Consider the following 19,897-nt stretch of genomic DNA (forward strand, 5'->3'; position numbering starts at 1 on the left):
ACACCGACTTCTGCCTGGCCATTCACGAAGGTGAGGCGCGAGCGGATATCGTCGGTCAGGAACGGATTGGTCTCGTTGATGAAGACCGTCTCGTTCACCGTCACCGGGTTGTCCCCGGCGCGGCCTGCACCAACCGTATCGACCCGCGTGTACATCGCCCGCCCGTAAATCTCGGCGAAAGGCGCGATCTCGTAATCGAAAAAGGTCGAGACATTGATGCGTTCGAGCGGCTGTACGGCGGCATAAAGGTCCGAGAAGTCCGAAGTCTGCCGCGTGGTCTGGAGCGCACCGCTTTCATCGAAAGCGAAGAAATTGCCGCTCGCAATATCGGTAAAGTTGCCGCCTGCGCCTGCCAGTGTGGAGGTCGTTCTGTCAGCAAGGAAGGCGCGGTCACCAACCTGCAAGCCGCCGCGATCGGAATAGTCAGCGTAGAAGACTATGCCACCACGATCGCCGAGGTTGGCACCGAGTGTGATATTGGTGTTGTAGGTCTGGAGATCGCGGGCACCTTCCCAGCTGCCACCGAGGCGCACGCCCTCAAAGTCAGTATCGATAATGAAGTTGACCACGCCAGCAACCGCGTCGGCGCCGTAAACGGCCGCTGCGCCGCCAGTGAGAACGTCGACCTGCTTGAGCAAGGGAGCCGGAATGCTGTTGACGTCAACCGCATTGCGGAAGCTGAACGGAACCATTCTAGTACCATTGAGCAACACAAGCGTGCGGTTCTGGCCAAGATTGCGCAAATCGAGCGTTTGCGCCCCGCGACCGTCACTGCCTGTCTGAGTTGCGTTGACGCCGCCGGCGAACTGCGGGATGCGGGCTGTGATGTCTTCGACCGTCACAGCGCGATCGAGGACGATCTGTTCCTGATCAAATGTTGTCACAGGACTTGTCGCTGTAAGTTCAGTGCGCTGGATGCGTGAACCCGTTACGACAATATCGTTCTCCGCTTCGTTGGCGGAAGTGTCACTCCCGGAACCGACCTCTTGTGCAGATGCCATGCTGGGCATGAGCACGGCAGCTCCGGCAAGAATGGTTCCTGCGAAAAGTTTTGCAGTCGCTCTCATATCAGCTCCCCTCGGCCTCCCTTGTAAACCTATATACTACCACTTTGTAACCTGTTGGCAAGCCGCTTGTCGGAAACCCCACTTTCAGAAGGCTCATCAGCGACTAAACCCGTAATATCCATCCCTTTGCGAAGAGTGCGCAAAGCAGCGCCCACTGAAGTGCAATGAGGGCGCTCAATCCGGCGAGTTCCCACGCCAAAGGCAATTGCGCGAGCGGCGCATATAGCGGGTAGATGAAGAAGCGTGCCGCCATGTAGGCAAGGATCGCATTGGCTCCGATGGGAGCCAAGGCATCGCCAACCGCACGCAGGAAAGCGGAGGCGTTCCGGTGGTCGAACAAGAGGCGAAACACTCCCAGCAGTAGCGTGCAGATGCCGATTGCAATGAGATCGAAACTAACCGTCCACAGCGACTTTATCGGCGGATAGAGCGGCCCGATTGCCAGCCCTGCGGCTGAAATGACGAGTCCTGCAAGGCAGAGCGACGCGAGCGACCCGTACCGACTGCCTGAAAGCATAGCTGCCCCGGCGCCCGCGCCGGCAAGAGCAATGGTCGCGGCCGAAAGCATGCCCAGCAATCCTTCCGGATCATAGGTGCCGCCATGAAGGCGACCGGGCAGAACCAGAGCGTCGAGATAGCCGTTTACGCTTCCTTGGGGCGTCAGCATGCCCGCGCTGTGCCCGGGCACTGGGAAAAACAACTGCAGACCTGCAATCAGCGCTGCAATGGCAACCCCCACACCTATGCGCGCGCTTACGGAGCGAAACAGAACTAGCGTCGCTGCCGCGAGGAAGGAACTCACGCCGATCAGCCCCAGTACGCTGGGAAGCCGCAGGCGCTCCCAGGACCATTCCCATCCGAAGTTGTAAATGATGCCGAGCAGTACGAGGACGACCATGCGCCGGGCGGCACCAATGAGCCTTTGTCCGGCTGACTTAGCCTGAGCGGAAGGGCGGGCATCGACGATGGCCAGCGAAACCCCTGACAGGAAAATGAACAGCGGAAAGATCAGGTCATAGGCATGCACGCCAATCCATTCGGCATGCGAGAATTGCCTGGATAGCTCAATTATCGGTGCAACCGGCCACGCCGCCGCAAGCGCGTGGATCAGGGCATCGAGACCGATAATAACAAGCATGTCGAGCCCGCGCAGAGTGTCGACGGAAACGAGGCGTTTTGGCCTGTCGTTCAATGTGGCAGCACCATCATTTCGCCATCAATCCAGCTGCACCTGACGCGCAGATCGGCATCAAGGTGCAGCAGATTGGCCTTCCCGCCCACGCGCAGTGTGCCAAGGTCGCGCTCCAGACCCATGAACCGTGCTGGCTCGGTCGCTGCGAGGCGAATAGCGTCGGCGAGGTCAAGCCCCAGCCAATCGATCGCGCCGCGGACAGCATCAATCATGGTAAGAGCTGAGCCTGCGAGGGTGCCATCCTCCGCAACGCAAACACCATCGCGGATCGCAATGCGGCGGCCACCAAGCTCAAAATGGTCAAGGTCGGTTCCGACGCCCGGCATGGCATCGGTCACGAGACAGAAGCGCCCATCGGCCTTCGCCCTGATCGCGAGGCGCAAGATCGCAGGGTCGACATGATGTCCGTCGACGATGAGCCCGCACCATGCTTCGCCTTCGAGCGCCGCGACCACAGCACCGGGCTTGCGCGTTTCCACGCCGGTCATGGCGTTGAACAGGTGCGTATAGCCGGTAACACCATCGGACTCGGCCAGGCGAGCCACATCATAGCCCGCGAGCGAATGACCCAGTGCCACTCTGACCCCGCGCTGGGCCAGTTCGCGGATGTGGCTGCGCTCGACCGCTTCGGGAGCAAGCGTCACCAGCGTCGCCCCATTCGGCAGCGATGCGAACAGCTCGATCGTTTCCTGATCGAAGGTCCGGAAGTGCCGGGCATCGTGGATGCCGCGCTTGGCCGGGTTCAGCATCGGCCCTTCCAGATGAATGCCGACGATGCCCGGGACGCCTTCTCCGATCGCTTGCGCGACCGCATCAATCGCGGCTCGGACCTTGTCGATGTCGTCAGAAATAAGGGTGGGAAGCATAGCGCAGGTTCCGAAGCTTCGGTGCGCCTCGGCCATGGTCCGCAGGGTGCCAACAGTCGGCGCATCATTGAAAAGAACGCCGCCGCCGCCATTGACCTGCAGATCAAACAGGCCTGGTATCAGGTATCCGCCATCGAGTGTCAGGCCAGCCGTGCTGCTTGCGGCATCTCCGGCGGTTTCGACCGCGGCAATCCTTCCGTCCTCAATCGAGACCGCACCCTCTTGCCAACCGCCGTCTGGTAAAAGGAGCTTCGCGCCGCGGATTGTCGTCATAGCGTCTTGGTGACCTTGTGCAGCGAGGGTGGATTGTCGGGGTCAAGCCCGCGCCGCCGCGAGAGTGCCTCGGCAAAGCGATAGAAGGCGACTGCCTGCGCAATCGGTTGGGTCAATGGGTGCCCCGTCCGAATGGTGGGCAAGTCGATGACCCCCTGCACCGGGATCAGACTTCCGAAGATCGGGGGACCAAATGCGCGCAAAGATCCTGCAACCTCCTCCAGGCTGGACTGCGCCGCGTCCTGCGCCCCGAGGATAATAACCGGCGAATCCGGTCCGATCGCAGCCTTCGGGCCGTGATGAACCTCGGCCGCGCTGAAGGCTTCGGCATGAAGGCCAGCCACCTCCTTCAGCTTGAGCGCCAATTCCGCGGCCACGCCCAGTCCTGGCCCGCGCCCGATGATGAAAGCACGTCGAACCGCCTGGAACTGTTCCACGATCTGAGGCCCCCACGGGTCGCGCAATCCGGCTCTCAGCTGCTCGGGCAGTCGTTCCAGCGCCGCGCTGATCTGCGGCGAGGGTGTGATCGCGGCCGCCAACCTCACAAAGGTGGTCAGAGTGCAGAGGAAGGATTTGGTGGCCGCGACCGCAAGTTCGGGCCCTGCCTGCATATCGAGAACGATGTCTGCGGCGCGGGCGAGCGGCGATCGGGCATCATTTACGATGGCCACCACCAAGGCCCCGCCTGTCCTGGCGGCCTGCGCGCATCGCAAAAGATCGGGGCTTTGCCCGGATTGCGAGACGGTGATGTAAAGCATGCCTTCAACATGCAGCGGGGTTTCATAGACCGAGACGAGTGAGGGGCCGAGCGAGGCAACCGGACGCCCGGTTGTCAGCTCCAGCGCATATTTGCCGAACAAGGCGGCATGATCCGAGCTGCCGCGTGCGCAGCTTATGATTGCGTGCGGCGGTGACGCCGCCCACCATTCGGCCAGCTTTTCGAGTGGTTCAGCCAGAGCCTCGGCCTGAAGCGCGATCCGGTCGGGTGCCTCTGCCGCTTCGATTGCCATTCGCGTCTGCAATTCAGCGATCATGCCCCTTTCCTCGCTTGCGAGGAGGTTCCAAGCACCGCATCCTTCGACAGGCCTGCAAGCATTAACGCCCCGCTGACCGCATCGCCGGCCGGCTCGACCAGCATTTCGCTTGTCCGGGCGCGCAGCCATGGCCGTAAATGGGCCGCCAGCCCGCCCATCAGAGAGCATCGCGGCGCGCCCTTTTCAAAAATGGTTTCGATGAAGCGTTCGATATGCCGAACCGCCTCGATTACAATCGATCGGGCAATGTAATCGCCCTTTTCGGCATAGGAGATAACCAGCGGCGCGAAGGAAGCGAAATCGCCCGGCGTGGCTGTTTCCATCCACTCGATCACCGCCACAGTGTTGTCATCGAACTGGCCCGTCACAGCATCGCTGAGAGGGGTGGACCGTGATCGTCCATCGAGCGCACGCAGCGCGTGGCGAACCGCGCTTAGACCCAGGGCCGCACCGCTTGCCTCATCCGAGATCGGGAACCCGTAGCCCCCCATCGTGTCGACTTTTCCGTCCACCTTCAGATAGGCAATCGACCCGGTGCCGACGATGAGGATCGCGCCGTCCTCGCCGCCATGCGCACCCAGATGGGCGATTTCCGCATCAGATGCGATCGTAACACGTGCGAAGGGCCATTGATTGGCAGTCAACTGACGCGATTGGCTGGCCCGCGAAAGTCCGGCCAGGCCAAGGCCGAGGCCGATAGTGCTGACAGCATCCTGCGGCAGACCAGCCTGGTCCAGCGCCTGCCGCGCAATGCCAAGCGTCAATTGCTCTACCGCTTCAACACCGATCCGAAGGTTGCCTGCGCCGGCCGTGACGCGGCCAAGCTCGTGCCCGTTCTCGTCGACCAGACTGGCGAGGCTCTTGGTCCCGCCCGCATCAATGCCAAGCCAGTATCGGATGTCTGTGGGAGCGCTCGTGAGCGCAGAATTGCTTGTCATTTCACTCATCCTGGCAAACTGATCTTGCCCATTGATATTGACGGCATCCCAGCAATCCGGCCCTGAGCCAGCCCCGTGCCAGCGACAGTTTCGTTGGCGAGAACCGCGAAAAGGACGGCTTCCTTTGCGTCCGGATCAATGCCGAGTTCCTCGGTCGTCACGACCTTGTGGCGCTCCGACAGCTCACGGCGGATATTCGCCATGAGTGTTGGATTGCGGGCGCCGCCACCGCTGACGAATACGGTGGCCTTACCGGACACCTCCAGCGCATCGATCGATGCGGCAATGGAACGCGCCGAACAAAGGCTGAGCGTTGCCAGCAGGTCTTCGGTTCGCGCTTTGGCGTGGCCTGAACGCGCAGCAGCTTGATCCAGCCAAGCCAAGTTAAAGGTTTCTGGCCCGGTAGTCTTGGGGCCGGCCCGGGAAAAGAACGGATTGGCGAGCAGTTGATCGAGCAGCGCCGGCAAGACAGTCCCCTGCGCTGCCATGGCCCCGTCGGCATCGAATCGCATCGAAGGGAAGTTCCGCTGGACAAGCTGGTCCATGACGGTGTTCCCGGGACCGATATCGGTGCAGGAGGACCAGCGCCCGTTCCGCGTACTTGCAACGAAGGTCAGATTGGCAATTCCGCCGATATTGAGCAGGATGCGATCAGCCTGGTCATCCCCAAACAGCAGATAGTCACCGTAAGCCGCGAGGGGAGCGCCCTCACCACCTGCAGCGATCTGCTTCTGGCGAAAATCATGCACTGTGATGATACCGGTCCGATGGGCGATGTGATCACCATCCCCCAGTTGCAGCGTCGCATTGGCACTGGGCACGCGTTCACCAGGCGTGCTCGGCGCATGGTATACGGTCTGACCATGACTGGCGATGAGGTCGATGGTCTCAGCCGGTCGACGCCACTCGTCGAGCGCCGCCAGGATCATGTCCGAATGCACCTGCGCGACGAAGGGGTTGAGCAGGCAAAGGCGCTCTAGATCGATCGAGCGCCGGGCAAAGACCTCGCCAACCCGGTCTCGGAATGCCGCAGTATAAGGAACTGTCGTGAAGTTCTCGACCGTCAGGCACGTTGCCTCGCCAGCTCCTTCGACGCGGCACAGCGCGATGTCGAGTCCGTCGAGCGATGTCCCGCTCATCAGGCCGAGGATATGGCGCTCAGGCTTTGCCGCGATACGCGCCAGCCTTGTGATGTCGTCAAACATCGAACACGAGACCGCGATTGAGGATATTCGCCGGATCGAGTGTCCGCTTCAGCTTGCGCATCAGCGCGATTTCTTCGCTGCTGCGAGAGATGTGCAGCCAGTCCTTTTTTTCGCGGCCAATACCATGTTCGGCCGAGACGGCACCGTGGTGACGAGCGAGGGTCTGGTAGACGGACTCGTCTGCAAGCCGCCGGATTTCGTGCGTGCTCTCTGAAGCGGATCGGGGTGTCAGAAAGAGATGAAGATTGCCGTCACACAGGTGACCGAAGACGTGGAGAACACCTTGCGGGAAATCTTTGCCGAAGGCGTCCTCTAGATCGCGGATATAGGCATCCATCGAACGCAGCGGCAGGCTGACATCATAAAGATAGACAGGCGGGTCGGCGAGAATGCGTTCAAAGTCATCCCGAACCTTCCAGAACTCTGCCCTTTCACGCTCGGAGGCCGCCACTGCTCCGTCGCTGAGCGTACCTGCCTCGAAGCAGCTCTCAAGGAACGAGACCAGGCTGTTGCTGTTATCGCTGCTATCGTCAGTCACAGCTTCGATAAGAACATAGAAGGGCGCTCCGCGGGCCAGCGGGGCCCGGTGGCCGCCGTCACCGGTGACGGCGTCATAATACGCGCCCCACATCACTTCGAAAGACAGCATGTCTGCGGCAAGGACACGCTTCGCATCGGACTGGAGCTTGAGCACGGCGTCAAAGCTGCCGAGTGCGACCATTGCCACATCGCGCGAGGCTATGCTCGGCTCGAGCCGCACCACCACCTTGGTGACGACACCGAGCGTACCTTCAGTGCCGATAAAGAGCTGCTTCAGGTCATAGCCCGAATTGTTCTTCAGCATCCGGTTCATTGAGGAAATCACTTCGCCGGTGGGCAGAACGGCCTCCAACCCAAGCACGAGGTTGCGCATCATGCCGTAGCGCAACACGTTCACCCCGCCTGCATTGGTCGCGACATTCCCGCCAATCGTGCATGTGCCCCGCGCCCCAAGATCAAGCGGCAGGAACATGCCTTCATCTGCGACCGCTTCCTGCAACGTCTGCAGGACCACGCCTGCTTCAACAACTGCGATACCTTCAACGGGGTCGATTTCGAGGATGCGGTTCATTCGCTCCAGTGAGAGGATGATATCGTCGGACCGGGCCTGCACGCCATCGACACAGGTCGTGCGACCACCGTGGGTTACGATTGTCTGGCCCGAGGATGACGCCATCCTCATAAGGTCGGAAACCTGCTCGGTTGAGGCGGGTCTGGCCAACGCCTGCCCTTTTAGCGAAGACGCGTCCCAGTAGCTTGTCTGCCGCAGACCGATCTCGTCAGAATCGAGCCAGGCAAGATCAGGCAATGCCTCGGCAAATCGTTGAGCCGAATTCATTGATGCAGATCCGAGACGAATTTGTACCGGTCTCCGCGATAGACCGACCGCGTCAGCTCAACGACATCGCCCTTCGCATTGCGTGTGATTCGTTCAATGCGCAGGACAGCACTCTGCTCAGCGATGGATAGCATGCCCGCCTCAGTCGGGGTTGCGAGGGATGCATGGATGCTCTGCGTACCCCCGACCGGACGATTGCCCATTGCCTCGAAAGCCTTGTAGAGTGAGCCTTCGACCTCATCGATCGGCGGCAGGAAGCGTTTGGGAACAACAGCGTGCTCGATCGCCAGTGGCTCACCGTCCAGGAGCCGGACCCGCCCCAAGCGTATTACCTCACTGTCTCTCCCGATCTTGAGGATATTCGCCTCATCCTCGGTCGGGCGGGCAATGGTCCGGACAATCCAGATGGTTCCCGGAGTGCCCCCGCGAGCCGTAGCCTCGTCGCTGAAGCTTCCAAGAACATCGTTCTTGGTCTCAATGACGCGATTGACGAAAGTCCCGGATCCTTGCCGCCGGGAAAGCAACCCTTCGGCGATGAGTTCCTCAATAGCCTTGCGAACTGTCACGCGGGACGCATCGGTCAAGGCGCACAATTCGCGTTCGGACGGAACGGCCTCTCCCTCTCGCCATTCGCCAGCGATGATGTGTTGCTTCAGGTTTGCTGCAATCTGGAGATAGAGCGGAGTGGATCGGGCTCTGCCCGGAGCCAGATCAAGCGCCATTGGATATTACCTCTGAATGTCGGCTGGAAAGGGATAAGGCCCTTGCGACGCTGTATTCCGCCTCGCCGAGCAAACGACTAGCTTCTTCCCGGTCATGCCCCGCTGCTATCAGGATAGCGACAGGCAGATCGTTTTCGGCCTCTTCCAGCGCACCTTCACTGTTTTCAGCAGAGGTGCCCGCGATGCTCGAGATAATATCCACGGCGCGGCGGCGAAGCTTATCGTTCGAAACGGACATGTGGGTCATGAGCCCGTTATGCGTTCGGCCAAGTCCGATCATGATGCCCGTTGAAAGCGTGTTGAGCACAATCTTCTGAGCGGTGCCGGCCTTCATGCGGGTCGAACCTGAAATAAATTCCGGCCCGGTTTCAGCGCAAAGCACGATGTCCGCAAGGTCAAGAAGCGGCGTGTCTGCCTGATTGGCGAGGCCAATAGCCAGCGCACCTTTTTTACGTGCATGCTCGATTGCTGCGCAGGTGTATGGCGTTCTGCCACTTGCCGCCACGCCGATCACCACGTCGTCCGGCGTTACAGCGCAGTCGGAAATTTCCTGGATCGCCAGAGCGGCATCATCTTCTGCAGCCTCTGAGCTTTCCACCAGCGCTTTCCGGCCGCCCGCAAGAAGGAATGTCAGGCGATCCATTGGCCAGCCATAGGTCGGCGCAAGTTCGACGCCATCCTGGACGGCAATCCGACCTGACGTCCCGGCACCTACCAATATAATACGACCCCCGCGCTTCAAGCGGGGGACTGCTGCCGAAATTGCCTCTGCGATCTGCGGCGCCAGCTTCGCGGCGGCCTGAGCAGCTGCGACTTGTCCGCTCAACATTTCTTCGACGCCAGCGTCAATGTCGGGTGCAAGAGGAGCGCTGGGAATGTGGTTTGCTGACATGTTCATAGGAGGCATTCTACCCCATTCACCTGCCATGGCAATACCTGTATTACATTGGTAATATATCAATCAGTCGAGGGGGTGCGCTTGGGGACCATGATTGCATCGCCTATGCGCGAACGTCAGAAGCAGCGATATGCATAAATTCCTGCCGGTAAGCGCTCGGGGTCAGGCGCACCCGTGCGCGGAAATGATGGCGGAGCGAATGTGCCGTGCCGAAGCCGACTGCTGCGGCGATTTCCTCCATCGGGGCAGTGGTGGTGGTCAGCAGGTCCTTAGCCGCCTCGATCCGCTCGGCCACCAGCCAATCGCCCGGGCCAAGTCCGGTCGCCTCGACAAAGCGCCGCTCAAAGGTACGGCGGCTCATGTTCACTGCCTTCGCCATCCGTGCGATGGTCCAGCGCCGCGCAAGGCCCCCGCGCACCTCGTCGAGCAGGGGGCCAAGCGTGGTCTCGCGGCGCACCGCGACGGGCCGCTCGAGAAACTGTGCCTGTCCGCCGCTGCGATGAGCTGGCATGACAATCCGGCGTGCGACCGAGTTGGCTTTCTCGGCCCCGAAATCGCGCCTTACCAGTTCGATCATGAGGTCGATGCCTGCGGCGCTGCCAGCCGAAGTGAAGATCCGGTCCTCGCCGTGATAAAGCGCTGCCTCGTCGACCAGCAGCGCAGGAAAGCGCCGGCGCAGCGCCTCGGCGTAGCGCCAGTGGGTCGTCACCCGGCGTCCGTCGAGGAGGCCTGTGGCAGCGAGCACGAAAGCGCCAGAGCAGATCGACACCAGGCAGCAACCGCGGCGATGCGCGGCAACGAGGCTCTCAATGAGCGCAGTCGGCACCGCCGCCTCGGCCCCGCACCATCCGGGGACAATGATCACGTCGGCGCTCTCCAGCAGATCGATCCCGCCGTCGGCCAGCACCTGCAGGCCACCGAGCGCCCGAAGTGGACCGGGCTCGATCGCGGCGCTCGCGAAGCGATACCAGCCAGGGCCCATCTCGGGGCGGGCAATGCCGAAAATCTCCGCGGCGATGCCGAACTCGAAGGTGCACAACCCGTCATAAACAAGCGCCACCACCTGCGGACCATGGAGCGATTCGGCGGTGTCGGAAATGATTGGCACGATCCTTACCAATATTGCCATCTGCGCCAATTGCAAGCGTTTCGGTGCGGCGGCATCCGTAGGTTCGGCACAACAACGGAGACCCCGCCATGACGACAACCGCAGTTACCGCAGTTACCGCCGCTGCCAGCGAGGCCGCCCGGCAGCACTTCGCCGCACTCTTCGCCTATGAGACCGATTGCTGGGATGTTCACGAAGCACTCAACCATGGCGCCGATTTCGTGCTGCTTGACGTGCGCAGCCTGGCGATGTTCGCAAAGGGTCACGTGCCCGGTGCGATCAACCTGCCGCATGGTAAGATCATTGGCTCGAAAATGGCGCACTGGCCTGACGGGACGCTGTTCGTCACCTACTGTGCCGGCCCGCATTGCAACGGCGCGGCCCGGGGCGCCCTGCGGCTGGCCGAGCTCGGGCGGCCGGTGAAGATCATGACCGGCGGCATTACTGGCTGGCTTGATGAGGGTTTCGACCTCGCGGTAGAAGGCTGAAGAGGGTGAGCGTCGCCATCCGCCGGGCTCTTCCGCAAGACTGCACGGCATTGTTCGGCTTGATTGCCGAGCATGCCCGCTTCGAGCGCAGCGTGGCGTCGCTCTCTCCGTCCGATCTCCTGTCGATCCTTACAAACCACGCGCCGCCGGTGACGATCCTCGTCGGCGCGCGCGACAGCGACCTGATCGGCTTCGCCGCGATCACTTTCGACTTCGCTCTTTGGCGCGCGCGGCGCTGGCCGCATATCGATTGCCTGTTCGTGCGCGAGGACAGCCGCGGGCTCGGGCTCGGCGCCACGCTGCTCGGTTCTGCGGCTGATCTCGCCCGCGAATCTGGCGCCGACCGGATGGAATGGCAGACCCCCCAATGGAACGAGCGGGCTATCACCTTCTATCGGCGGACGGGGGCAGAGGAGGCGGCCAAGGTGCGCTTTACTCTTGCGACCCTGTCGACCCGGAACGGATAAACCTCTGATATGTGAAGGGTTTACCCGGTTGCTTTGCACGTTCTGGCGACGTGTAAAGAAAACGGGGCTTTCTTTACACGTCGGATGACGCGCGGCGATGCCGTCGCAGGTGACCCGGGTTTAGCATTCTCGGTTTGTTAGAGTATCGGGGTTGCGACAACGATACGGATCCTCGGACAAAACGTCGATCTGTCTGAGGCACTGTATCTTGTGTGCGGATTCTGTCGAGTTCAGGTCAGGCGAGCATGAATGTCGCCCGTACCGCATAACTTTATTTCCCGTTCGGGAAATTTAAGACATTCCGATGCTATTACGACCCAAAAATATCCCGTTCGGGAAATTTGATTTGCTTTTGAGCCAAGACAAGCATATCTTTACCGATCGGGAAAGGACGTGTTCACGTGCTCAATGTCACCACCATTGGCGCCATCATTCGCGACGAGCGCAAGGCGCTTGGCCTGCGGCAGGACGAGCTCGCGGCAGCGAGCGGCGTGGGCCTGCGGTTTCTGGTCGAGCTGGAGCGAGGCAAGTCAACCGTGCAGATGGGCAAGGTTCTCGATGTCCTCGCTGCCCTGGGATGCGATTTGCAAATCCTAGGCCCCGACGGCGATGCCATTGCTCCGCACCCATCGGCATATGCCAAGATGGCCGGCGAATGACGCCGCCGATCCTTGACAGTCTCGCGGTCTGGTGGGACCGCCGCCAGGCAGGCGAGCTCACCATCGACAAGGGCGGCGCAATGCATTTCGCCTATTCGGCTGAATGGCTGACAGATGATAGCGCGCCCTCTCTTTCACAGGCCCTGCCCAAGCGAGGCGAAGCCTTCGACGATCGTGTATGCACGGCCGTCTTCGGGGGCCTTTTGCCTGAAGAGAACCAGCGTACGGCGATTGCGCGAGCGCTCGGCGTGTCGCCGGATAATCCCTTCCGTTTGCTTCAGGCTCTTGGAGGCGATGTGGCTGGCGCACTTTCGTTCCTGCCCGCGGGCGAGGAGCCCCTCGAGGACAAATCCGATGGTGATCCCGAGCCCCTCGATGAAGGGGAGCTGGCGGCCCTGCTCGACCGCCTCCCGGCGGCGCCCATGCTGGCCGGTGAGGGCGGGGCACGGCTGAGTCTCGCCGGTGCACAAAGCAAGCTCCCGGTGGTCTTAACAGCAGATGGCAGGATCGCCGTTCCCCGTCCGGGTGAACCTTCTACCCATCTCATAAAGCCTGAACCGGAACGCTTTGCCGGCCTTGCCGCGAATGAAGCCTTCTGTCTTGCCCTTGCACGGGCGGTGGGTCTCGACGCAGCCGGAGCCGAATGGCGGGAGGTACACAGCAGGCCGCTGCTTCTCGTCCAGAGATTCGACCGGGTATCGGTCGGCGGCATGACGCAGCGCCTGCACCAAGAGGACTTCGCGCAGGCGCTGGCGGTGCCTTCGAACCGGAAATACGCAGCCGAAGGCGGACCGACATTCCTCGACAGTTTTGCGCTCCTGCGGAGCGCTGCGACGCGCCCGGCGCGCGAAGTGCTCAAGCTCGCCGATGCGGCCATTTTCAATCTCATTGTCGGGAACGCCGACGCCCATGCCAAGAACTACAGCTTGCTGCGCCTGCAGATAGGTGAGGTCGTTCTTGCACCGCTCTACGATCTTGTGGCCACGCATATGTGGAAAGAGCTGTCGCCCAGGCTGGCGATGCGATTTGGCCGGGCAGCCACAATAGAGGAACTCGGCAAGGACAATCTGGAACGATTTGCTGAAGATGCGGGGCTGCCCGCGCCATTCGTCAAGCGAAGGCTGTTCCACATCGCCCGTTCCCTTAACGAGGAGCTCGCAAAAGGGGTGATCGTGCGCGGGCTTGACGACCAGAATGCCATCCGCCCGGTGGCAGATGTGATCGCGATGAGAGTAAAATTGGCAGAGCAGCTAATTTTATGAGTAAAAATACTCGAAAATCATCTTATTATTGGGATGAGATCAGAAGAGAACGCAATAACTTCAAGTAGTTAATTGTTATTATTTTTCAATGTGAATTTGATTTTCCGTGATGGCACAACCACTGGCACTAGATAAAATTGCAGTAGCGGTTCGTTTTCTCATCTCTATTCAATTCATACTGTTTCTTTACAGCTCGATTCGTCAATAGACAACCCACAACACCTCAATTTACTTGATTGCTATGACTGCAAAATTAAGCACTGTGACCAACGCTCTCGCGCATCAGAGCTTGGCAAGCGGTTTTGGCGCAGCATCCTTCGTCATGCAAATCAATCGTTGTCCGTGCAATTGCTGCAATGACGGCAAGGCAGCCGCTTGTGCGTTACGATGCTATTCGTATCGATCGCGATGGCAGCTTGTGGGCCGCGAACAGACCGGCAGTATTCAGGCACGTGCATTCAGAAAGCGGTCATGCGGCTTTCGCCTCATCGCGAATGTCCGCGATGGGCATCCGCCGCTTGTTCGGCATCACTATGATATTAGGCGTACGTGCTGGCCCACATACCGCTGAGTGCCGTGTTCGAACTGATCGACAGGCTGTTGGTCATCCTTTCGAAATAATGCCTGTAACAGAGTCGCTGATAAAGCGAGATTGCCTGACACCAATTGGGTTCGTCGCGAAGCTCGAGCCATGCTTCCTCATAAAAATTGGCAGCAACCACCTCGCAAAGTAACGCGACTTCCATTGGCGGGTGACACCAGCGAGGCACCTTGAGTGGATGATCCTTCTCCCGGTCATCATGGTGATGCCCGCCAAACTGGAGATGGGTCAAAGGCCCGGACTGCGGAACGCCATCAGGCTTGTTCGCCAAGTCCAGATGCCAGCGTGACAAAGGCTCGCTGGCATCATCTTCGACCTCAAGCGCGATATCCAAAGCTCTAAACGGCAATGCAGTGCCATCGCCCTGCTCTATCTCGATGCCCTTCGCGACAATGCGCGGTTTTACACCTCGGCTCTTTTCATCAGTGGTCCGCTTGAAAAGGATCGGGGCGCCACGGTCGACTTCCACCGACCAAGCTAAGGCATCCTTCTTCAGTTTCAATTCGCGGGACAAACGCGAGAGAACGCTGAAACCTTCTGGCTCGACAATGCCGTGGCGTTCCAATGTCGCGGCGATGGCGCCCATTGCATCTCCCGCTTCTACTGCCGCGATCATCATGCTTCAGCGCCGTCCGTATGACCTTCATTCCTGTCTCGACCTTTGACCTGCTCCGCCAGATCTTTGTCAGCATCGTCAATCGAGAGCGGCGGTTCCACGGCCTCATACTGGTCCTTCTGGACGCAATCCCAACAGATGCGGCGACGGACGATGTAGCGAGGCTGGCTGGGCTCAAAAGCCGCCACAGAATGCCGCAGTTCCGTACCTCGTGCACAGGAAGCGCAGGCGAAGGAAATCAACTCATTCGATGACTGATTCCAAGGCGATCGAGCCGGTTCAAATTCTTTGCCGACGCTTTCAGACAAAATACGCGCGCGGTCGGCCGCTGGGAGACCTGTGGCACGGCGTTTAAATATGCCCTGCGCCCAGTTCTCAAGCCGATGAGCCCACCAACGCGGCCAAGCATCGCCGAAGACGCCCTCATAAGCGATCCCCGCATCGCGCATGACGCCGATTATGGTCTGTCTGTCGCCAGGGTCTATGCCGAGATGGGCGCACGCATATTCTGTGGTGAGCAATGGGCCGGGACGATCGATAAGGTTGAACAGCATGCGGGCAACAACATGAGGTGCAGCAGCTTCGGCCAGTTTGGTGCGAATTTCCTGCGCATCGACGTGTGGTCGATCATCATCATTTCCGGCCATCAGGTCGATGATATCGTATTTGTTTCCCACGGCACGGAGCTTTTCATAGCCGTGACACAGGCTGAGAAGTTCCAGGCGGATTGCCGCACGCTGATTGTTGATGTCTTCCTTGACGTAAACCCGGTCGAAAAGATCATGAGCTGTCTTATCCGGCCGATAAAGCGTCTTGATCTTGCTCTCAGCGGAGACCAGCGCCAGTGCAAAATCCTGATCTGGATGCTCAATCGAAGCATCGCGCAGATGTTGCGCCAGAGCACTGCCTTTATACGTCTGGTCCGCTTGCAGACCGGCTGGCGCTTCATCAAGGCGATAATCGATGGCAACGATGATGGGACTTTCGCCTACGATCTTACGCGCGAGGACGGCAACCTCTTCGACATCCTGCGGTTTAAACTCAAGATGCTCAGGCGTAGAAAGCGTCTCCGCGTAGACAAGCTCCTGATCGTCTACGAATATCCCTTTGTACGTCACGCTTCCTCCCCCAAGGACAAAATCCGAAACTCGAAGCGACAACCGTATCCGGGCGAAGCCTCTTCGACCGACACGCTACCGCCATAGCTTGAGGCAATATCGCTCACGATCTTGAGCCCAAGACCTGTGCCCGGCCCAGCAACACCATCATCGTCCGCAGCCATGGTGGTGGTGAAAAATGCATCGAACACCCGATTTCGGTCATTCGCTGCTATACCCGGACCGCTGTCCTCGAAGCCGATCACGACGAAGCGTCCATCCAGCCTCGCATCCATGCGAACCTTGCGGTCTTTCACGCGGGCGTTTCGCATGGACTTGATCGAATTGGTCAGGAAGTTGAGGAGAACAGAATCCAGTTCACTGCCATGCATCGGCGTCGTTCGCAGCGTCGGTGGGTCAACATCCACCTCAAACTCGATGTTCTGGCGACTCATATATTCGGTGAACTGCGTTGCAAAACGCTGCAAAGCGCCGCTCACCGACAGGGTACGGAGTTGCCGGCTCTCCGTCGTCGACATCAGGCCTGCAATGTATCCGCCGATATCAAACATGCGGTCGGACCCGAGTCTCAGTTCGGCAAATTGGCGCTCCAAAGCCGTCTTTTGCCGGTCATCGGGAACAGTTGCGATTGCATCCTCAAGCAGATCTAGCCGCGCCCGCAATGCGTCGCGGGCACCCTTCACTTCATGCCCGAAAACGCTGATCGAGAGACCAAGGGACGCAAGCAGTCGAAGCATCTCTTCATATTCGAGTGAGGCCGCGCGCTGTTCTTCGACCCGCTGCTCAAACTCGGAGGCAATAGCTTCGGCCTTCGCCAAAACCCGGTCGGTTTGCACGGCATCCGGGCTCGACGATGGAGAAATCCCCATATTCTCGCGAACGGTTCTAAGATATTCAGAGGGGCGGCGGGGCTCAGGTATGAAGTCGCGCTGGCCCGCATCCTGTTTGCGGTTACGTGCAGCGGCGACCCGCTTAGCCGCCCATTCAACGGCATCGCGAACAAATTGCTTCAGTTCGGCATAGGCTTCATTTTCCAGCAGTCCCTCGCGACTACTGGTCTCCTCGAAGAGCGGATTGCTATCCGTGCTCAGTTCAACATGACCGAAGAAGTTGCGGTTGTTCGCGGGGACCAGAAGATCGCGACGCGATACGTCGATGTCGAGTTGCAGCCAGTCGTCTGCCGCTTCGCCGTACGGCAAGACGCGGAAGCCATTGCGATAAATCCTGATGCCACCAAATAAACGGCCCAGTTCGGCGGCCGATGCCATATTCATTCCCGACAGGGTAGCGGGAAGATAAATGAAGTATGATGCGTTCAGTGAAACCGGGCCGGTCACGAGGAATTTCGTGTCGAATTCCTGACTGTCATCCAGATTGCTCTTTGGTGAAACAACACGAACCGTGGCACGACCATCCTCGTCGATCGACGCAGAAATCGTGGCGAAGGCCTGCGACAGAAAGCTGGTCTCGATAGAATACTCGGATCGTTTGGCGTCACGGCTGACGCCATTGATGTTCACGGCAAAGCCGGGATCAGCCGATGAAGGTTGCTCCTCGGCCGGATCAGTGCGGGCGACCGGAAATGGGGGCTGAAGCAGGAGTACCGATCGCCAGACTTTGGCGAGAGCCGCTTCGCTCCATCCGTCCCTCAGATCGACGATCCTGAGGGTCGTCCCGCATTCATCGGACGGCTTCTCGAATCGCTCGATCTGGCTGAAGACCTCGTTGAGATCTCGGCCCGGTCGAAATTCTTCATCCCAGCTAAACCTGACGCGAAAACCAGTGGTCGAACCCCTCGGGCGTGTTTCGAGGTAGAGCCATTTCCCAAGCCTCTGCACCGAGAAGCGGCCGATGCCTTTTCTGCCCGCTCTTACTCGGCGATAAATCGGTGACAGAGGCTGATCGACCTTTGAAGCCGTCGAGATGCGCATCCAGGACGAACGAATAATATCGTCCTGCATGCCCGATCCATCATCCTCGATCACCAATGTGCCTCCTGGCTGCTGGTAATCGGTAAAGGTCAGCACCACCTTCGTTGCGTCGGCATCATACGCATTTTTGATAAGTTCGGACAAAGCAGTGTCCTGCTTGCCTACCAGTTCCGCACCAAGGCGCTGAATATGGCCGGCATCGACCGTAAAGCGAACATTGTCCGGGTCGGACTCCACGCGCGCCCGGCTCCATTGTTCAATGCGATGCCAGTCAGGTGAGGCCTTTTTGAGTTCCTCCTCGATCGCAGTCTTGATCTTCTCTGGGTCCAATGTCTCGCCCGCCCCGCTCATATACCCGTCATTCTCTTCGGCTGACGCAATGCTCAGGCACCGCGCCGGGGGCGACGGTTCTGCCGAATATGCTCGAGCGCCCCGCTCAGCGTAGTCGATACCGCCTCTCGATCGGCAACCTTGATTGAAGCAAAAACCAGCTTGTCAGCCCGTTTCATCGCTCTCTCTCGATCGCCTGCTCTGAGGTCCCGATCAACGGCGTAGAATGCCTTGTCGATCGCTGCCGGGCCTAGCTTCGGCAACAGAATACGGATCTTCTCGGCTTCCCGAGGCTCATGTTTGAGAACCCCGGAGCCATATCGCCGCCCAACCAGCTCTGCGGACAATTGCGAAAAGCTGGTCAGCAGGGAAATGGCGATCAGTTTGCGGGAAGCATCGTCCACCGCTTCCGGGAAATAGACCCGATGGATCGTGTTCGTGTTCGTGAACCCATAGGGGTTCAAAACCAGCCTCGGCCCCCAGTGGTGCATAACCGGAAAAAAGGCATCTGGCACCCGACCGTCGTCCGGCTTCGACCAGATTTTTCTTTTTTTGAACGTGCTGGTCTCCGTGCGTCGCTCGAGCGGGAAGGTCTCAAGATATGCCCGAATGCGGTCATTGCCACATTGCCCGTCACTATCGACGAGATAACCCCTACCACCGCCTGCTAAAAAAGACAGATGGTCGGTCAGCGAAAACGACACCCCGGGCGCGGCAATGAATTTCGCGAGGATTGGCGTGCAATCCTCGTCCACGAGACCGGCCTCCTCCAGCCCGTCATTGCCAAGAACGAAGAACTCATTGGCCCCTGTGACGAGACCAATCTGGACAGAGGCAACGTCTCCCAGAGACTTACAGTCGGGCGCGCATTCCATACGAGCCAAGATATCGCTCTCGCCTTGCGAAAGACTGAGCGCGGCGGGGCGGAGGTTGGATTTTTTCCCGGCCCACTTCCCACTGTCCCAGTCTGCCATGAGCTGTCGCAGAGCGTCCAGCGTCTCGACCTGACCCAGTTCGATATGTCCTGCTGGTGAAGCTTGATAGCCATCGGCAAGCAAGATTACCGTTTCCTCATCCGCGCCGACATCGAGGAAAATCCGTTCGCGAATGACGATAGCGGCTACACGGCTGAAGGCGCTGGCCAAGAATGTGCGGATCGGCTTTGCATAGTCCGCCTGAAGAAATGCACCCGGCAGCACCCAAGCCATGCGGCCGTCGTTCGCAAGGAAGGACAAAGAGTGGGTCAGGAAATAGGCCCAGAGGCTAGCGCGTCCGGCCACGCCCTCGATGGGCCATTTGGTTGAACTGAGAGTCTGCCTCCGCTCGGTTCCAAGTTCCTGATACGGGATGTAAGGGGGGTTCGCGAGGACGACTGAGAATGACTCCGGCCATAGCCCACCCGGCGAAACTTCCAGAAAGTCGGTTTGCGAGAAACGACTCAGGTCGACGGGGGCATGGAATACGTCCGCGAGATAATCGAAGGCGACAGGGTCGATGTCGCAACCATAGATTTGTTTTCGTGGCTGAGCGCACCCAAGTGCAACAAGGCGAGCCTGCGCACATTGTAAAAAGCCACATCCGCCGAAACTCGGTTCAAGAACAAAATCGAGAGACGAACGAATAGCCCAGTCAGAGAGTATCTGACTTAATGGCTCCGGAGTGTAAAACGCACCGATTTTACGGCGCTCGTCGAGCAGCCGGTCTCGGACCGCATCACCGCCTGTTGCAAGAACCACGCTCAAAC

General features: G+C 59.5%; 18 protein-coding genes. 4 read left to right on the top strand and 14 right to left on the bottom strand.

What is annotated here, in order from left to right:
• From AAFM29_RS12735 to ftrA, 10 genes are all read right to left on the bottom strand, one after another.
• Window positions 1-1,001 (bottom strand): TonB-dependent receptor plug domain-containing protein (locus tag AAFM29_RS12735; protein ID WP_341713177.1); only part of this gene is annotated, 1,001 nt, incomplete at its 3' end.
• Between the two features lie 169 nt (window positions 1,002-1,170).
• Window positions 1,171-2,259: a hypothetical protein gene (locus tag AAFM29_RS12740; RefSeq protein WP_341713178.1), complete on the bottom strand. Its 1,089-nt coding sequence runs from the start codon at window positions 2,257-2,259 to the stop codon at window positions 1,171-1,173.
• A complete protein-coding gene (nagA, locus tag AAFM29_RS12745; protein ID WP_341713179.1) occupies window positions 2,256-3,398 on the bottom strand; it encodes an N-acetylglucosamine-6-phosphate deacetylase in 1,143 nt (380 codons plus the stop codon). Before nagA ends, AAFM29_RS12740 begins: the two co-directional genes overlap by 4 nt.
• Window positions 3,395-4,432, bottom strand: coding sequence for an SIS domain-containing protein (locus AAFM29_RS12750; RefSeq protein WP_341713180.1), 1,038 nt, complete (start codon window positions 4,430-4,432; stop codon window positions 3,395-3,397). The genes nagA and AAFM29_RS12750 overlap by 4 nt, the downstream gene beginning before the upstream one ends.
• On the bottom strand, window positions 4,429-5,370 hold the full coding sequence (locus AAFM29_RS12755; RefSeq protein ID WP_341713181.1) for a BadF/BadG/BcrA/BcrD ATPase family protein: 942 nt from the start codon (window positions 5,368-5,370) through the stop codon (window positions 4,429-4,431). Before AAFM29_RS12755 ends, AAFM29_RS12750 begins: the two co-directional genes overlap by 4 nt.
• A gap of 5 nt (window positions 5,371-5,375) precedes the next feature.
• Window positions 5,376-6,575 (bottom strand): anhydro-N-acetylmuramic acid kinase, encoded by a 1,200-nt coding sequence (locus tag AAFM29_RS12760; protein WP_341713182.1) that lies wholly within the window; start codon window positions 6,573-6,575, stop codon window positions 5,376-5,378.
• The gene (locus AAFM29_RS12765; protein ID WP_341713183.1) at window positions 6,568-7,953 is read right to left on the bottom strand and encodes an FAD-binding oxidoreductase; all 1,386 of its coding nucleotides are present in this window, start codon (window positions 7,951-7,953) and stop codon (window positions 6,568-6,570) included. The genes AAFM29_RS12760 and AAFM29_RS12765 overlap by 8 nt, the downstream gene beginning before the upstream one ends.
• Window positions 7,950-8,675, bottom strand: a complete 726-nt coding sequence (locus AAFM29_RS12770) for a GntR family transcriptional regulator (protein WP_341713184.1) — start codon at window positions 8,673-8,675, stop codon at window positions 7,950-7,952. The genes AAFM29_RS12765 and AAFM29_RS12770 overlap by 4 nt, the downstream gene beginning before the upstream one ends.
• The gene (locus AAFM29_RS12775; protein WP_341713185.1) at window positions 8,665-9,573 is read right to left on the bottom strand and encodes an N-acetylmuramic acid 6-phosphate etherase; all 909 of its coding nucleotides are present in this window, start codon (window positions 9,571-9,573) and stop codon (window positions 8,665-8,667) included. Before AAFM29_RS12775 ends, AAFM29_RS12770 begins: the two co-directional genes overlap by 11 nt.
• A 103-nt stretch (window positions 9,574-9,676) precedes the next feature.
• The gene (gene ftrA, locus AAFM29_RS12780; RefSeq protein ID WP_341713186.1) at window positions 9,677-10,681 is read right to left on the bottom strand and encodes a transcriptional regulator FtrA; all 1,005 of its coding nucleotides are present in this window, start codon (window positions 10,679-10,681) and stop codon (window positions 9,677-9,679) included.
• A gap of 89 nt (window positions 10,682-10,770) precedes the next feature.
• Here ftrA and AAFM29_RS12785 point away from each other — a divergent pair, with 89 nt between their 5' ends.
• The 4 genes from AAFM29_RS12785 (at window position 10,771) to AAFM29_RS12800 (ending at window position 13,557) form a co-directional block, all read left to right on the top strand.
• Window positions 10,771-11,169, top strand: a complete 399-nt coding sequence (locus AAFM29_RS12785; RefSeq protein WP_341713187.1) for a rhodanese-like domain-containing protein — start codon at window positions 10,771-10,773, stop codon at window positions 11,167-11,169.
• Between the two features lie 5 nt (window positions 11,170-11,174).
• On the top strand, window positions 11,175-11,636 hold the full coding sequence (locus AAFM29_RS12790; protein WP_341713188.1) for a GNAT family N-acetyltransferase: 462 nt from the start codon (window positions 11,175-11,177) through the stop codon (window positions 11,634-11,636).
• Between the two features lie 401 nt (window positions 11,637-12,037).
• Complete coding sequence (locus AAFM29_RS12795; protein ID WP_341713189.1) at window positions 12,038-12,295, top strand: helix-turn-helix transcriptional regulator; 258 nt, start codon at window positions 12,038-12,040, stop codon at window positions 12,293-12,295.
• Complete coding sequence (locus AAFM29_RS12800; protein WP_341713190.1) at window positions 12,292-13,557, top strand: type II toxin-antitoxin system HipA family toxin; 1,266 nt, start codon at window positions 12,292-12,294, stop codon at window positions 13,555-13,557. The genes AAFM29_RS12795 and AAFM29_RS12800 overlap by 4 nt, the downstream gene beginning before the upstream one ends.
• A gap of 539 nt (window positions 13,558-14,096) precedes the next feature.
• Here the strand turns inward: AAFM29_RS12800 and AAFM29_RS12805 are convergent.
• The 4 genes from AAFM29_RS12805 to AAFM29_RS12820 form a co-directional block, all read right to left on the bottom strand.
• Window positions 14,097-14,777, bottom strand: coding sequence for a hypothetical protein (locus AAFM29_RS12805; RefSeq protein ID WP_341713191.1), 681 nt, complete (start codon window positions 14,775-14,777; stop codon window positions 14,097-14,099).
• A complete protein-coding gene (locus AAFM29_RS12810) occupies window positions 14,774-15,892 on the bottom strand; it encodes a hypothetical protein (RefSeq protein ID WP_341713192.1) in 1,119 nt (372 codons plus the stop codon). Before AAFM29_RS12810 ends, AAFM29_RS12805 begins: the two co-directional genes overlap by 4 nt.
• On the bottom strand, window positions 15,889-18,174 hold the full coding sequence (locus tag AAFM29_RS12815) for a sensor histidine kinase (RefSeq protein ID WP_341713193.1): 2,286 nt from the start codon (window positions 18,172-18,174) through the stop codon (window positions 15,889-15,891). Before AAFM29_RS12815 ends, AAFM29_RS12810 begins: the two co-directional genes overlap by 4 nt.
• Before the next feature lie 32 nt (window positions 18,175-18,206).
• Window positions 18,207-19,897, bottom strand: a 1,691-nt coding sequence (locus AAFM29_RS12820; RefSeq protein ID WP_341713194.1) for an N-6 DNA methylase, incomplete at its 5' end; no start/stop codon positions are given.

It is taken from the genome of Erythrobacter sp., assembly GCF_038133525.1.
Classification (GTDB): Bacteria; Pseudomonadota; Alphaproteobacteria; order Sphingomonadales; family Sphingomonadaceae; genus Qipengyuania.

Bases quoted from the DNA above. Each gene is read 5' to 3' on its own strand.
- nagA (WP_341713179.1), bottom strand. From the start codon at position 3,398: ATGACGACAATCCGCGGCGCGAAGCTCCTTTTACCAGACGGCGGTTGG.
- AAFM29_RS12750 (WP_341713180.1), bottom strand. From the start codon at position 4,432: ATGATCGCTGAATTGCAGACGCGAATGGCAATCGAAGCGGCAGAGGCA.
- AAFM29_RS12755 (WP_341713181.1), bottom strand. From the start codon at position 5,370: ATGACAAGCAATTCTGCGCTCACGAGCGCTCCCACAGACATCCGATAC.
- AAFM29_RS12760 (WP_341713182.1), bottom strand. From the start codon at position 6,575: ATGTTTGACGACATCACAAGGCTGGCGCGTATCGCGGCAAAGCCTGAG.
- AAFM29_RS12765 (WP_341713183.1), bottom strand. From the start codon at position 7,953: ATGAATTCGGCTCAACGATTTGCCGAGGCATTGCCTGATCTTGCCTGG.
- AAFM29_RS12770 (WP_341713184.1), bottom strand. From the start codon at position 8,675: ATGGCGCTTGATCTGGCTCCGGGCAGAGCCCGATCCACTCCGCTCTAT.
- AAFM29_RS12775 (WP_341713185.1), bottom strand. From the start codon at position 9,573: ATGAACATGTCAGCAAACCACATTCCCAGCGCTCCTCTTGCACCCGAC.
- AAFM29_RS12785 (WP_341713187.1), top strand. From the start codon at position 10,771: ATGACGACAACCGCAGTTACCGCAGTTACCGCCGCTGCCAGCGAGGCC.
- AAFM29_RS12800 (WP_341713190.1), top strand. From the start codon at position 12,292: ATGACGCCGCCGATCCTTGACAGTCTCGCGGTCTGGTGGGACCGCCGC.
- AAFM29_RS12805 (WP_341713191.1), bottom strand. From the start codon at position 14,777: ATGATGATCGCGGCAGTAGAAGCGGGAGATGCAATGGGCGCCATCGCC.
- AAFM29_RS12815 (WP_341713193.1), bottom strand. From the start codon at position 18,174: ATGAGCGGGGCGGGCGAGACATTGGACCCAGAGAAGATCAAGACTGCG.